The organism is Actinospica durhamensis (assembly GCF_018139695.1).
GTDB classification, from domain to species: Bacteria; Actinomycetota; Actinomycetes; order Streptomycetales; family Catenulisporaceae; genus Actinospica; species Actinospica durhamensis.
The window spans coordinates 1-14,223 of the sequence record NZ_JAGSOG010000232.1 but is presented as its reverse complement, the minus strand read 5'-3'; the positions used below and the strand labels follow the sequence as shown (position 1 = coordinate 14,223).

Sequence of the window (14,223 nt, the reverse complement as noted above, 5' to 3'; positions counted from 1 at the left end):
AAGAGACAGGGGTGGGCAAGACCCAGCTGGCGCTGCGGGTGGCACACGAGCTGGTGCGCTCCGGGCGGTTCGCCGACCTGCAGCTGTACGCGAACCTGCGCGGGTTCGACCCCGAACATCCCCCGGCCGACCCGGCCGCGGTGCTCGACGCGTTCCTGCGCCAGCTCGAGGTGCCGGCCCAGCACATACCGCCGTCGCGGGAGGAGCGCGCGGCGATGCTGCGCGACCAGCTGCACGGCAAGCGGGCGCTGATCCTGCTGGACAACGCGGCGGACGAGAACCAGGTACGGGATCTGATACCGGCCGCGGCGCACTGTCTGGTGCTGCTGACCAGCCGCCGGACCCTGGCCGGCCTGGACGGCACCGACGTGCACCTGCTGGACGTGTTCGACGAGGCCGAGGCGGTGGAGCTGCTCGGCCGGGTTGCCGGGCGCGAGCGGGTGCGGGCCGAGCCGGAGGCCGCCGCGGCGATCGCCCGGGCCTGCGGGTATCTGCCGCTGGCGGTCTCACTCGCGGCCGCGCGGCTGCGCACCCGGCCGGCCTGGACGCTGGCCGATCTGGCCGGGCGCCTGCACGCGGGCGACCTCGACACGGTGAAGGTGGGCGGGCGCAGCCTGGCCGCGGTGTTCGAGCTCTCCTATCAGGGCCTGGCCGAGCCCCTGCGCCGCGTCTTCCGGCTGCTCGCCCTGCATCCCGGGCGCGACTTCACCGCGCCGGGGGTCGCCGCCCTGACCGGGACGGGCGAGGCCGCGGCGAGGGCGCTGCTCGAGGAGTTGCAGGACGAGCACCTGTTGGAGCAGCAGGTCGCGGGCCGCTACTCCTTCCACGACCTGGTCGCCGTGTACGCGCACGAGTGCGTGCTGCGCGACGAGCCGGCGGCGGAGCGCACCGCGGCCGTGGCCCGGCTGATCCACTGGTACATCCACTCGGCGGCCAACGCGGCGGACCTGCTGCATCCGAGCCGGCTGCGCTGGCGGATGGAGCTGATACCGCCGCCGCCGAACGCGGTGGAGTTCGCGGACATGGACAGTGCCCTGGCCTGGCTGCTGGCCGAGCGGCCCAACCTGTCCGCGGCCATCGCGTACGCGCAGCAGGAGCTGCCCGGGCCGGAGGCCTGGATCCTGGCGACGCAGACCCTTTACTTCTACTTCCACCGCGGGCTGTGGTCGGAGATGCACGACACGCACCGGGTGGGCCTGCGCAGCGCCGAGCGGGCCGAGGACGCGGTGGGGCGCACCATGATGCTCTCCGGCATCGCCTGGGGGCTCAGCCGCGCCGGCCGCTTCGAAGAGTCCTTCGAGGTGGCGCGGCAGTACGTGGCGGCGGCCGAGGAGTCGGGGGAGGCGCGGCTGATCGCCACCGCGACGGCGTCGTACGCGGACGCGCTGAGCAACGCGGGCCGGCCCGAGGAGTCGGCCGCGAACTACCGCGTCGCGCTGGAGGCCATGCGCGATCTGGACGCACCGCAGCAGCTCGCGGCCGTGAAGATCAACTACGCGATGCTGCTGCTCGACCGGTTCGACCGGCCCGCGGAGGCCGAGGGGCAGCTGGTCGAGGCGCTGCGGCTGATCCGGGCGGTGGACTCGCCGCTGACCGAGGTCTACGCCCTGACTCAGCTGGCCCGCGCGCGGCAACAGCAGGGCGACCTGGCCGGCGCGGTCCGCCACCACCGGCAGGCCGGAGCGGTGAGCGCGCTCATCGGCGACGTCGCCCGGCAGGCTCGGTGTCTGGCCTCCTGCGCGGAGGTGCTGCTCGAGGACGACCGCCGGGACGAGGCCGTGGAGGCCTGGACCCGCGCGGCCGAGTTGCAGGTCGAGAGTCCGGAGCCGGGCGTGGCGGAGCTCATCGCCCGGCTGGGCAGGGAGTTGGGCGCGCCACCGGCCGCCGAGGACGACGTCGAGAACTGAGACGCCTACTCCGCGTCGCCCTCCAGCTCGCCCTCGAGCTCCAGGTAGACGGCCCTGAGCCGGTCCAGCGTGTCCGCCTCCGGCCGCTCCCACAGGCCGCGGTCGGCCGCCTCGAGCAGGCGTTCGGCGATGCCGCGCATGGCCCAGGGGTTCGAGCGGCGCAGGAACGCGGCGTTGGTCTCGTCGAACACGTAGGAGGCGGCGAGGCGCTCGTACATCCAGTCGTCCACGACCCCGGCGGTGGCGTCGTAGCCGAACAGGTAGTCCACCGTGGCGGCCTGCTCGAAGGCGCCCTTGTAGCCGTGGCGCTGCATCGCCGCGATCCACTTGGGGTTGACCACCCGGGAGCGGAAGACGCGGTGGGTCTCCTCGGCCAGGGTCCTGGTCTTGACCGTGTCCGGCACGGCGCTGTCGCCCACGTACGCGGCCGGGGAGGAGCCGGTCAGGGCCCTGACGTAGGCGATCATGCCGCCGTGGTACTGGAAGTAGTCGTCGGAGTCGACGATGTCGTGCTCGCGGGTGTCCTGGTTCTTGGCCGCGGCCTCGATCCGGCGGAAGGCCGCGTCCATCTCGGGGCGCGCCGCCCGGCCGTCGAGGCCGGCGCCGTAGGCGTAGCCGCCCCAGACCGCGAAGACCTCGGCGAGGTCGGCGTCGGTCTTCCAGTTGCCCGCGTCGATCAGCGGGAGCAGGCCGGCGCCGTAGGCCCCGGGCTTGGAGCCGAAGATGCGGGTGGTGGCGCGGCGGCGGTCGCCGTGGGCCTGCTCGTCGGCGCGGGCGTGGGCGCGCACGTAGTTGTCCTCGTCGCCCTCCTCGAGCTGCGCGACGGCCTGGATCGCCTCGTCGATCATCGTGATGACGTGCGGGAACGCGTCGCGGAAGAAGCCTGAGATACGAATCGTGACGTCGATCCGGGGGCGGCCGAGCTCTTCGAGCGCGATGACCTCGAACCCGGTCACCCGCCGGGAGGCCGCGTCCCAGACCGGCCGCACGCCGAGCAGGGCGAGGATCTCGGCGAGGTCGTCGCCCTGGGTGCGCATCGCGCTGGTGCCCCAGACGGTGATGCCGACCGAGCGCGGGTAGCCGCCGGTGTCCAGCTTGTGCCGTTCCAGCAGGGACTCGGCCAGCGCCAGCCCGACGTCCCAGGCGGTGCGCGAGGGGATGGCCTTGGGGTCCACCGAGTAGAAGTTGCGGCCGGTCGGCAGCACGCCGACCAGGCCGCGGGTGGGCGAGCCGGACGGGCCCGCGGGCACGTAGCCGCCGTCGAGGGCGCGCAGCACGTTGTCGATCTCGTCGGTGGTGCGCCGCAGGCGCGGGACGACCTCCTCGGCGGCGAACGCGAGCACGGCGCGGATCTCGGGCACCCGGGCCGATTCCAGCGCGTCGAGGGCCGGCGCGGCGGCGTCCCAGTCGGCCGCGGCGAGGGCCTCGACCAGTTCTCTGGCGCGGGCCTCGAGGGCGTCCACGTGCGCGGGGTCGGTCTCGGCGTCCTCGGGCAGCCCCTCGGCCGCCGCGATGGCCCGGCGCAGGCCCGGCAGGGCGCCGTGCACGCCGCCGAACACCTGCCTGGCCCGCACGATCGCGAGCACGTCGTTGACCAGTTCGCCCCCCTCGGGGGCGCGGCCGAGCACGTGCAGGCCGTCGCGGATCTGCACGTCCTTGATCTCGCACAGGTAGCCGTCGATGTGCAGGACGAAGTCGTCGAACTCCTCCGCGCCCGGCATGGCCTCCTGGTGCAGGTCGCGGTGCAGCTCGGCGGAGGTGACGAGCTCCCAGATCTGCGCGCGCAGGGTCGGGGCCTTGGCCGGGTCGAGCGCCTGCACGGTGGTGTACTCGTCGAGCAGCTGCTCGAGCCGGGCGAGTTCGCCGTAGCTGTCGGCGCGGGCCATCGGCGGGATCAGGTGGTCCACCACGGTGGCGTGGGCGCGGCGCTTGGCCTGGGTGCCCTCGCCCGGGTCGTTGACGATGAACGGGTAGACCAGGGGCAGCTCGCCGAGCACCGCGTCCGGGCCGCAGGAGGCCGAGAGGCCGAGTCCCTTGCCCGGCAGCCACTCCAGCGTGCCGTGCTTGCCGAGGTGGACCAGCGCGTCGGCGCCGAAGTCGTGGGTGAGCCAGCGGTAGGCGGCCAGGTAGTGGTGGCTGGGCGGCAGATCCGGGTCGTGGTAGATCGCCACCGGGTTCTCGCCGAAGCCGCGCGGCGGCTGGATCATCAGCACCACGTGGCCGAAGGTGAGCGTGGCGAGCACGATCTCGTCGCCGTCCACGTAGAGGCCGCCGGGCGGCTCGCCCCAGTGCCGGCGGATGCCCTCGCGCAGGTCCTCGGGCAGCGCGGCGAACCAGGCCTCGTACTCGGCCAGCGGGACCCGCGCGCTCGCGGCGGCGAGCTGCTCCTCGGTGAGCCACTCCACGTCGTGGCCGCCCGCGGCGATCAGGCTGTGGATGAGGGTGTCGCCGTCCTCGGGGAACTCCGAGACCTGATACCCGGCCGCGCGCATCGCGGCGAGCAGGCGGACCGCGGAGGCCGGGGTGTCCAGGCCCACCGCGTTGCCGATGCGGGCGTGCTTGGTCGGGTAGGAGGAGAGCAGGATGCCGATCCGCTTGTCCCCGTTGGCCTTCCGGGACAGCGCCGCGTGCCGCACCGCGATCCCGGCGACCCGCGCGGCGCGCTCGGGGTCGGCCCGGTAGACCGGGATGCCGTCGGCGTCGGGCTCCTTGAAGGAGAACGGGACCGCGATCAGCCGCCCGTCGAACTCGGGGATGGCCACCTGCATCGCGGCGTCCATGGGCGAGAGCGCGGCGTTCGAGTCCTGCCACGCGGCGCGCGAGCCGGTGGTGGCGATGCCCTGGATCACCGGCACGTCCAGCGCGCGCAGCACGCCGACGTCCCAGGCCTCTTCGTCGCCCCCGGCGCTCGCCTGCGCGGCCACCGCGCCGCCGCCGGCCAGCACGGTCGTGATCAGGGCGTCGCAGCCGCGCAGCAGGGCGACCAGCCCGTCCCCGCCCGCCGGCCCGGACGAGGCCCGCAGCGAGGCGCAGTAGACCGGCCTTGCGTTGGCCCCGGCCGCCTCCACGGCGTCGCAGAGCGCGTCGACGAACGCGGTGTTCCCGGACAGCTCGTGCGCGCGGTAGTAGACCACGCCGACGGTCGGGCGGGCCGGATCCGCGGCGCGTCCCGGCCGCACCGCGCAGGCCGGGGCCTCGAGCACCGGCTCGGGCACCACCTCGGGCTCGCCGCCGCGCACGGCCGCGTCGAGGTAGCGGGCGAGCCGGGCCAGGTTCTCCGGGCCGCCCGCGGCCAGGAAACCCGACGCGGCGGCCACCACCGGCACCGGTACGGAGGAGTGGGCCATCAGATCGGCGTCCGGGACCGCCTCGCCGCCGAGCGCGATCGTGGGCACGCCGGCCCGGGCCAGTGCGGCAAGGCCCGCCTCCCACACCCGGGCCCCGCCGAGCAGGCGCACCACGGCCACCTCCACGCCGTCGAGCAGCGCGGGCAACTCGGCGGCCGCGACCCGGGCCGGATTGGCCACCCGGTAGCCCGCGTCCGCGGCCCGGGCGGCGAGCAGATCGGTGTCCGCGGTGGAGACGAAAAGCAGAGGATTGATCGACACGGCGGTACCTGAGGCTTCCGTCGACGGCACTGGGCTGCCGCGAAGTCTACGCATCGGGGCCGGGTTTATCGGATTGTCACCGTGTAGCCGTGCGCAAGCCACCGTTCAATACGCTCAAATCATGATCGGTGATGCTAGGTTCGACACCGTGGCCATCCACCACGCCGCGCAAGCCGGCTATCACCTCGCCGCCGAGGCCTACGAGCGCGTCCGGCCCTCGTACCCGACGCGTGCCCTCGCGGTGCTCGCGGACGCCCTCGACCTCAAGCCGGGCCAGCGGGTGGCCGACCTCGGCGCGGGCACCGGCAAGTTCACCCGGCTGCTCGCCCTGACCGGGGCCCAGGTGGTGGCGGTGGAGCCGGTCGCGGCCATGCGCTCCCGGCTGACCGAGCTGTTGCCGCAGGTCACCGCGGTGGACGGGGTGGCCGAGGCGACCGGTCTCGCGGACGGTGCGGTGGACGCGGTGGTGGCCGCGCAGGCCTGGCACTGGTTCGACGGCCCGGCCGCGCTGAGCGAGATCGAGCGGGTCACCGGCCCGGACGGGCGGCTCGGCCTGGTCTGGAACACCCTCGACGTCACGGTGCCCTGGGTCGCCGCGTACTCCCGGGTCTACCAGGAGTGGCGCACCTCGGAGCTGCCGGTGCACACCGACGGATCCTGGCGCACGGCCTTCGAGGGCCGGTCCGGCTGGTCGAAGCTGGCCTCGGCGCACGTGCCCAATCCGTATCTGACCGACCGGGACGGGGTGCTCGGCCAGGCGCTGACCTCGAGCCGGATCAGCACCCTGGACGAGGACTCGCGCGAGCAGGTGCGGGCCGAGCTGGTCGCGGTGCTCGACCGCTTCCCGGACACCCGGGGCGAGCGGATCGAGATCCCCTACGTCACCGACGTCTACTGGACCGCCAAGCGCTGAGGCGCCCGCCGCGAACCGCAGACCGACGGCCGCGAACCCGTGCGCTTCCGTACGCGCAGGGCCTAGGATGGGCCTCGCCATGGCGTCGTATCAGAATCCGAACCAGCCGGGCGGTTCGCTTCCGCCGTCCTCGCTGAACTGGGGCGACTCGCTGCTCGATCCGCAGGACGAGTCGCCGTACGGCCCTGGGCCGGTCAATCCGCCCGTGCCGCCGCCGATCCCGCCGGCCGCGTCCGCCTCGGGACAGGTCCAGCACGCGGTCCAGCCGCACCCTTTCGTCGCGCCGCAGCCGTACGTGCTCGGCGCCCCGCCGGTGTACGACAGCGTCCCGCAGGAGCCCGCGCAGGCACTGAGCTACGGCTACGGCGCCGCCGTCTACACCGGGCCGCCGGAGCCGGGCGAGAGCGGCAAGGCCAGGGCGGCGCTGTGGATCGGCATCCTCGGCGGCTGGCTGCCGGTCAACCTCTTCGTCGCGGGCGCCGCGATCGCCGAGACCGGTCCCGGGCGCAAGCGCGGCCGGGACAAGGCCGTCATCGGGCTCTGCTGCAGTCTGGTGTGGGTGGTGCTGCTCGGCGGCGTCGCCTTCGCCCTGCGCCACCACACGGTCGACCCGGTGCCCGCGATCCCGCGCGAGAAAACCGCGTCCGCCGCCTCCGACCCCGGCTGCTACGCGGGCGCGAACGCCGTCTACGCCTACCAGGGCAGCCCGTCCGGCCTTGCCGCGCAGAAGACCCTCGGCAGTGCCCTGATCAACGCCGCGGGCAAGAGCCACGTCGCCGACGCCCCGCTGCGCAAGCTGGGCCTCGACTACCTCTCCCTGGCCGCCGGCGCCGCCGTACCCACTCTGGCCGCCGACACCGACGCCGTCAGCACCGCCTGCGGCCTGTCCTTCCGGGTGAACTGAGTAAGGGCGCTAAGGGCCCCTTCTAGCATGCCGCGGCGGCGGTGCGCAGTGCGCGCCGGGTGTAGAGCTCGCGGCCGGTCGGCTGGGCGGCCGAGCGGTAGTCGGCGCCGTCTACGGGCATCCCCAGCCGGAGGGCGAGGTCGCCGAGCAGGTCGTCGAGGTGGCCGAGGTAGTAGAGGGCGTGCCGCAGGGCGGAGTCGGCCGCGGCGGTGGACAGCGCGTCTTGCAGGCTTCTGACATCGTCGCCGCAGCGCACCCAGACGTCCTGGCCGCCCCGCGGCCGGTCGCCCTGCGCGTCGTCGGAGACGGCGTCGGCCAGAGCGTCGAGCGAGTCGGCCATGGTGCCGGTGATGTGCAGCAGCAGCCGGCGCTCCTGCGGGGCCAGGTCGGCGGCGCCGGTGACCGACATGTCGCGGGCGAAGTGGCCGGCCTGCTGCATGGTGGCGCGCACGTCCCGGGCGTGTGCGCGGTCGGCCACGGAGCCGACGGGCAGCAGTGAGCGGGTGAAGGTGTGCAGTTCGTGCGTGGCCTGGTCGATCGCCCTGGCCTGTCCGCGGGTGCCGTCGGCGCCGGACTCGCCGCTCCACACCAGTCCGCAGTCGCGTACGAAGGCCGCGAGGGCGCGGATGTCGGTGGCGTGGGCGCGGCGCCACAGGTTCCGCGACGCGACCGGCAGGACCACGAGGCCCACCAGGGTGGCGATCACACCGCCGAGGCCGTTCTCGCCGGCCCGCACCAGGATGACCGAGTCCTGGAATCCGGTGCTCCAGCCGTAGAGCTGGATGAGGACGAAGGCCAGGGCGCCGCCCCAGACGTAGTAGTAGCTGCTGATCGCGTAGCCGCCGATGGCCATGGCCGCGCAGACCAGGATCAGGCTGGCCCAGGGGTGGTTGGTCTTGAGCAGGTCGCCGACCACGACGCCCGCGGCGCATCCGACGGCGGTGCCCAGGACGCGGGCGATCGTCTTGCGCACGCGTTCGTGCGGCGAGTTGGTGCCCACCAGCATGATCATCACGCCGATCATCGCCCAGTAGTATCGACGACCACTGATGAGGTCGCCCAGCGGAACGGCGATCGCCAGCGAGACGGCGGCCTGTACGACGATGCGGCTCTGCGGGCCGATCTTGCCGAACAGGCCCCAGGAGCCGCGTACGGTCCGGGAGTCCATGGTGCGCGTGGTCAGCAGGTGGGTGCCCGGGAGCCTGCCCCGCACCAGCGTGATCGAGGTCGTGAACGGGTCCGCGGGCGCCGCGGCGATGCCCCGGTCCGCTCGCTGCGCGCCGCCCTCGGCGGTCCACGCGTGCGCGGTGCGGTGCAGGTCGCCGAGCACCGCGACGAACCGGTACAGCCGCGTGACGAGCAGCTGGAACTCGGGATCCTGCGTGTCGTCTTCGTGCCGGGCCAGCCAGGCGAGCAGGGCACCGGTCCGGTCCGCCGTCGCTGCCTCGGGCCGGCTCCGGACGCCGTCCAGGCCCGCCAGGGCCGCGAGCAGCAGCGGGCGCACCTCGTCCGGCAGCGGCGCGCCGCCGAGCCGGGCGGCGACGCGGCCGACGCCGTGCGCGGCACGTTCGGTGTCGAAGACCAGCGTGTGCCGACGGGCGGCCTGCGGACCGGACAGCCCGGAGGCGGGCAGGTAGCCGTCCACCAGCATGGCCGACTCGTTCAGGCGGACCATCGCCCGCTCCAGCCGGCGGCTCGCGCGCCGGGCGCCCGCACCCGAGCCCGAATCCGCGGCGAGCAGCTTGGTGGAGAGCCGCAGGACCTCGCGCACGCGGGAGAGATAGCCGCGTTCCACGCTCGCGAAGCCGCTCTCCGGGCGCGTCCGGCAGCCGAGCGCCTGCACGCATCCGGCCGCGAGCCCGGCCGCCGCGGTGATCGCGGCGATGTACTTGAGCTCCGCCACCGGCACCGGTGCCAGGACGCCGCCGAGGAAGCCGGTGAAGAACATCGTGCCCGAGTCGCGCCAGAACTCCCCGAGCGTCGGGCCGGTCAGCGCGAGTTGTACGCACAGGGCCGCCGCCGACGCGATCAGCGCGGGAATCCGGTAGGGCTGGATCTCGACCGCGCAGAGCATGGCGAGCAGCATCGCCGGAACGCACCAGACGCAGCGCAGCACGACCTTGCCCGGCTTGGGCCCGAAGATGCTCAGGCCGCAGATCAGTCCGACCATGCCGCCGAAGGTCAGTCCGAACAAGGCCGGCTGGCCCAGCGCCCTGGCCATCGCGTAGCCGGCCGCCAGCGCGGCCGGGAAGACCAGCAGCATGCGCCAGCCCGAGCGCAGCCGGGCCAGGGCGGGATCCCCGGCCTGCACCCGGTCGCGGACGCGGACGAACCACGCCGGTCGGCAGGTCGGACACCTGGCTCCACTGCTGAGCACCTTCGACAAGACGTATTTCTCCCGTGGTTTGTGCATACGCCGTGGACCCCGGCCGGGCTCCGCGCCCGGTGACTGTCACGTGCGCCGAGATCCAGAGTAGATCGGATCTTGCACTGGTGCAAAATTACTCCAGTGCAAACTTGCCCTCGGTGTAACCTTGGGCCATGAGCAGCGGGAGCGCCGGCGGCATCCGGGAGCGCAAGAAGCACGAGACCCGCGAGGCCCTGCACCGCGCGGCGCTGAGCCTGTATCTCGCCCAGGGGCCCGACGCCGTCACGATCAGCGACATCTGCGAGGCCGCCGGCGTGTCCCGGCGTACCTTCTTCAACTACTTCGAGTCCAAGGACGACGCGGTCATGGACTGGAACGAGGAACGGGCCGGCGGGTCGGTGGCCGAGCGGATCGCGGCCCGCCCCGACCAGGAGGAGCCGCTGGAGGCCGTGCACCAGGCGGTGCGCACCGGGATCGTGCGCCTGCTGGAACACGAGACCTGGCGGCAACGCCAGCTGCTGGTCAGCCGGCACCCCCGGTTGGTGCCGCTCGCCTTCGCCGGCAACCGGCGCACCCGCGGCCTGATGGCGGAGGCCGTCGCGCGGCGCATCGGCGCGGAGCCGGGCGACCGCTATCCGCGCGTGCTGGCCGCGGCCGCCAACGCGGTGGCCCAGGCGGCGCTGGCCCAGTGGGACCCGGAGGACTCAGGTGCCGCACTGCTGGAGATCCTGGACGCGTCCTTCGCCATGGCGGCAGCCGGGTTCAGCCCGCCGTCCTGACGACCCGTCCGACGCCGGAGATCTCAGCACCGTGTGACGTCGCGGCCGCGGCGCCGGGGACGCTCAGGCCAGCAGCTTGACGATCGCCGCGATGCCCACGCACACGATCACGCCGCGCAGCACGGTGGGCGGGAGCTTACGCCCGACCTTCGCGCCGATCTGGCCGCCGATGATGGAACCTGCGGCGATGAGCCCGGCCGCGCTCCAGGAGACGTGGCTCAGGGCGATGAACAGCACCGCGGCCACGCCGTTGACCAGACCGGCCAGGATGTTCTTGACTCCGTTGACGCGCTGGAGCGAGTCGGTGAAGGCGATGCCGAGCAGGGCGAGCAGCAGCACGCCCTGGGCCGCGCCGAAGTAGCCGCCGTAGACGCCGGTGGCGAACACCCCGGCCCACAGCAGCGGGCCGCCGGCCTCGCGGTGCGCGGTGCCCCGTTCGGCCCGGCGGCGGGCCGCCCAGGCGCCGACGCGGGGCTGGACGATCACCAGCACCAGGGCCAGCGCGATCAGCACCGGCACGATGCTCTGGAACGCCGAGGCGGGCAGGTGCAGCAGCAGCACGGCGCCCAGGACGCCGCCGAGCACCGAGGCCGAGCCGAGGATGAGGATCCTGCGACGCTGCCCGGTCAGCTCGGCCCGGTATCCGTAGGCGCCGGAGAAGGAGCCGGGGACCAGGCCGATGGTGTTGGACACGTTGGCCAGCACCGGGCTGTAGCCGAAGGCCAGCAGGGTCGGGAAGGTCAGCAGGGTGCCGGAGCCGACGACGGTGTTCATCACGCCGGCGGCCATCCCGGCGCCGAAGATCGCGGTGTACTCCGCGAGGTCATGGGCAGCGCTCACCCGGCCGAGTCTACGGGCCCGGCCGGGGCACGCTCCTTACCGGTCCACTGACCGGTCCACTGACCGGTCCACTGACCGGTCCACTGACCGGTCCACCGGGCCTACTCGTCCCGGCGAAAGAGCACGTCGCTCGGGGCGCCGCGGCGGGTGGCGCCGCTCGGGCGGTCGGCCGGGGCCGGTGCCGGGGCGGGCGCGGCCCGCTGGGCCGGAGGCAGCGCCGCGGTCTGCTCGCCCTCCTCCACCTCGGGCGCGGTGCCCAGCGGCGAGGCGGGCAGGCCGCCGGTGACGCTGGTGAACGCGCTGCCGATCCCCTCCACCGCCTTGCCCAGCTCGCTCGGCACGATCCAGAGCTTGCTGGCCTGTCCGTCGGCGAGCTTCGGCAGCATCTGCAGGTACTGGTAGCTCAGCAGCTTCTGGTCGGCGTTGCCGTCGTGGATCGCCTTGAAGGTCTTGGAGATCGCGCTCGCCTCGCCGTCCGCGCGCAGGGCCGCGGCCTTCGCCTCGCCCTCCGCCTTGAGGATCAGCGACTGCCGGTCGCCCTCGGCGCGCAGGATCTCGGCCTGCTTGACGCCCTCGGCCTGCAGGATCGTCGCGCGCCGCTCGCGCTCGGCCCGCACCTGCTTCTCCATCGCCTCGGTGATGTCCCGGTTCGGCTGGATGGTGCGCAGCTCCACCCGGCTCACCCGGATCCCCCAGCGGCCGGTCTCGCTGTCGAGCACGTCGCGCAGCTGCCGGTTGACCTCGTCGCGGCTGGTCAAGGTGGCCTCGAGGTCCATCCCGCCGATGATGTTGCGCAGCGTGGTGGACACCAGGTACTCGATGGCCTGGACGAAGTTCTGGATCTCGTAGGTGGCCCGGCGCGGGTCGATCACCTGGAAGTAGACGACCCAGTCGATGTAGACGAGCAGGTTGTCCTCGGTGATGACCTCCTGCGGCGGGAACGGCATCACCTGCTCGCGCAGGTCCACCGTGGCCCGGACCCGGTCCGCGCCGGGGACCAGGAAGCGCAGCCCCGGTTCCAGCGTCCGCTTGTACCGGCCGAACCGCTCGATCACGGCTGCGGTGGCCTGCGGCACCACGCGGATGGCGCGGTAGACGTAGAAGACCACGGCGGCCACGACGACCACCACGAACACGATCGCCTCGAAGGTGCTCATCAGGGCCTCGTTCCTCCCCACTCCTGCGTGCCGCCGCACGGTGCGGATACGGGCACGATTACACCACCACCGCGGTGGCGCCGTCGATGGCCGCGACGTGCACGGCTTCTCCGGCCTCGAAGACGCCCTCCGAGTCCAGGGCGCGGGCGCTCCAGATCTGTCCGTCCAGGCGTATCCGGCCGCGGTGGCCGTCCACCCGCTCGGTCACCAGCGCCTCCTGGCCCACCAGCGCGGCCGCGCCGGTGCGCAGTCCGGGACCGGACTGGCGGCGCACGGCGAGCGGGCGGACGAAGGCGAGCAGGCCGATGGTGACCACGACGAACGCGGGCAGCTGCAGGTACCAGGGCACGCCGAACGCGGCGAGGGCCGCGGCGACCACGGCGCCGCCGAAGGGCATCAGGAAGACCAGCGCGTTGGTCGCGGCCTCGCCGAGCAGCAGCAGGACGGCGGCCAGCAGCCACCATTCCCAGCTGTGCAGCGTGGCCACCGACCCCATGCCGCCATGGTAGCCGGTGGTTGACGCGCCGTCAGCAGGCTTGACCGAACCGCCCCCTGACCCGCATGCGGGTCAGGGGGCGTATTCGTCGGTGTCAGGGTGCGGAGAAGGAGGTGCCGGGGTCACAGGCCGCGGGCGTAGTACCGGCCCTCGTAGGTCTGCACGTGCAGCGGGACGCCGTAGGTGGCGCTGAGGTTCTCCGAGGTCAAGGTGAGCTCGGAGGGTCCGGAGGCGACCACAGCGCCCTGGCGCAGCAGCATGGCGTGGGTGAAGCCCGGCGGGATCTCCTCGACGTGGTGGGTCACCAGCACGGTCACCGGCGAGGCCGGGTCGGCGGCGTGGTTGGACAGCCGGCGCACCAGGTCCTCGCGCCCGCCCAGGTCAAGGCCAGAGGCCGGCTCGTCGAGCAGCAGCAGCTCCGGGTCGGTCATCAGGGCCCTGGCGACCATGGCCCGCTTGCGCTCGCCGCTGGAGAGGGTGCCGAAGGTGCGCTCGGCGAAGCCCTCGAGGCCCCACCAGGACAGCAGGTCCTCGGCCCGGCCGGTGTCGGCCTCCTCGTAGTCCTCGCGGAAGCGCGCCATCTTGCCGTAGGCCGCGGTGAGCACCACGTCGCGCACCCGCTCCCGGTTCGGGATACGGCCGTCCAGGGAGGCCGAGCTCAGCCCGATACGGGTGCGCAGCTCGAACACGTCCACCTTGCCGAGCGTGCTGCCGAGCACGGTCGCGCTGCCGGCGGTGGGGTGCATCTGCGCGGCGACGATCTGCAGCAGGGTCGTCTTTCCGGCGCCGTTCGGCCCGAGCAACACCCACCGTTCCCCGTCGGCGATTCGCCAATCGATTCCGGCGAGCAGCTTCTTGCCGTCCCGCACCACCGTCACGTCGACCAGATCAAGCACGTCCGTCATGTGGCCAAACTTACCTGGCCCCGGCCCCGCTTCGGTACCTTGGCCGGGTGGAACAAGAGGTGACGCGCCAGGGGCGCACGCTGCGGGTGCTGGTGTTCGGCGGAGATCGCCCGGGAGTGACGGCGTCGTTGTTCGCCGTGATCGAGGCGCACGGCGTGAACGGCACGGCCCTCGAGGTCAGCGACGTCGAGCAGATCGTGCTGCGCGGGCGGCTGGTGCTCGGCGTGCTGCTGACCGCCCCGCCGGCCTGGGACGACACCGAGCTGCGGATAGCGCTGCACCGCTGGGGAGCCGAGTGGCGGCTGGACGTGGAGGTCAAGGAGGGGGTCGGGGACAACCAGCCGCG

Annotated in this window: 11 protein-coding genes; 5 read left to right on the top strand and 6 right to left on the bottom strand. The window is 73.4% G+C overall.

Annotation, left to right across the window (positions count from 1 at the left end; all coding sequences use genetic code 11):
* Positions 1-1,907: ATP-binding protein (locus KDL01_RS31340; RefSeq protein ID WP_246577266.1), on the top strand; the 1,907-nt coding region annotated here is incomplete at its 5' end.
* 5 nt (positions 1,908-1,912) lie between these two features.
* On the opposite strand, the gene cobN is transcribed toward KDL01_RS31340, so the two are convergent.
* A complete protein-coding gene (cobN, locus tag KDL01_RS31335; RefSeq protein ID WP_368861683.1) occupies positions 1,913-5,509 on the bottom strand; it encodes a cobaltochelatase subunit CobN in 3,597 nt (1,198 codons plus the stop codon).
* A 127-nt stretch (positions 5,510-5,636) separates the two neighbouring features.
* Between cobN and KDL01_RS31330 the strand changes: the two genes are divergently transcribed.
* Together KDL01_RS31330 and KDL01_RS31325 are read left to right on the top strand one after the other, a co-directional pair.
* Positions 5,637-6,428, top strand: coding sequence for a class I SAM-dependent methyltransferase (locus tag KDL01_RS31330; RefSeq protein ID WP_212532274.1), 792 nt, complete (start codon positions 5,637-5,639; stop codon positions 6,426-6,428).
* A gap of 79 nt (positions 6,429-6,507) precedes the next feature.
* Positions 6,508-7,332: a hypothetical protein gene (locus KDL01_RS31325; protein ID WP_212532273.1), complete on the top strand. Its 825-nt coding sequence runs from the start codon at positions 6,508-6,510 to the stop codon at positions 7,330-7,332.
* A 22-nt stretch (positions 7,333-7,354) separates the two neighbouring features.
* Here the strand turns inward: KDL01_RS31325 and KDL01_RS31320 are convergent, their stop codons facing one another.
* Positions 7,355-9,709, bottom strand: a complete 2,355-nt coding sequence (locus KDL01_RS31320) for an FUSC family protein (RefSeq protein WP_307846702.1) — start codon at positions 9,707-9,709, stop codon at positions 7,355-7,357.
* 164 nt (positions 9,710-9,873) lie between these two features.
* On the opposite strand from KDL01_RS31320, the gene KDL01_RS31315 reads away from it, so the two are divergent.
* On the top strand, positions 9,874-10,479 hold the full coding sequence (locus tag KDL01_RS31315) for a TetR/AcrR family transcriptional regulator (protein ID WP_212532271.1): 606 nt from the start codon (positions 9,874-9,876) through the stop codon (positions 10,477-10,479).
* A 63-nt stretch (positions 10,480-10,542) separates the two neighbouring features.
* Here the strand turns inward: KDL01_RS31315 and KDL01_RS31310 are convergent, their stop codons facing one another.
* The 4 genes from KDL01_RS31310 to KDL01_RS31295 all read right to left on the bottom strand — a co-directional run bounded on the left by KDL01_RS31310 (position 10,543) and on the right by KDL01_RS31295 (position 13,877).
* A complete protein-coding gene (locus tag KDL01_RS31310; protein ID WP_307846700.1) occupies positions 10,543-11,319 on the bottom strand; it encodes a sulfite exporter TauE/SafE family protein in 777 nt (258 codons plus the stop codon).
* 101 nt (positions 11,320-11,420) lie between these two features.
* Entirely contained in the window at positions 11,421-12,476 is a 1,056-nt protein-coding gene (locus tag KDL01_RS31305) for an SPFH domain-containing protein (protein ID WP_212532270.1), read from the bottom strand.
* Positions 12,477-12,534: 58 nt separating this feature from the next.
* Positions 12,535-12,972 (bottom strand): NfeD family protein, encoded by a 438-nt coding sequence (locus tag KDL01_RS31300; protein ID WP_212532269.1) that lies wholly within the window; start codon positions 12,970-12,972, stop codon positions 12,535-12,537.
* 122 nt (positions 12,973-13,094) lie between these two features.
* A complete protein-coding gene (locus KDL01_RS31295; RefSeq protein ID WP_212532268.1) occupies positions 13,095-13,877 on the bottom strand; it encodes an ABC transporter ATP-binding protein in 783 nt (260 codons plus the stop codon).
* A gap of 47 nt (positions 13,878-13,924) precedes the next feature.
* Between KDL01_RS31295 and KDL01_RS31290 the strand changes: the two genes are divergently transcribed.
* Positions 13,925-14,223: ACT domain-containing protein (locus KDL01_RS31290; protein ID WP_307846699.1), on the top strand; the 299-nt coding region annotated here is incomplete at its 3' end.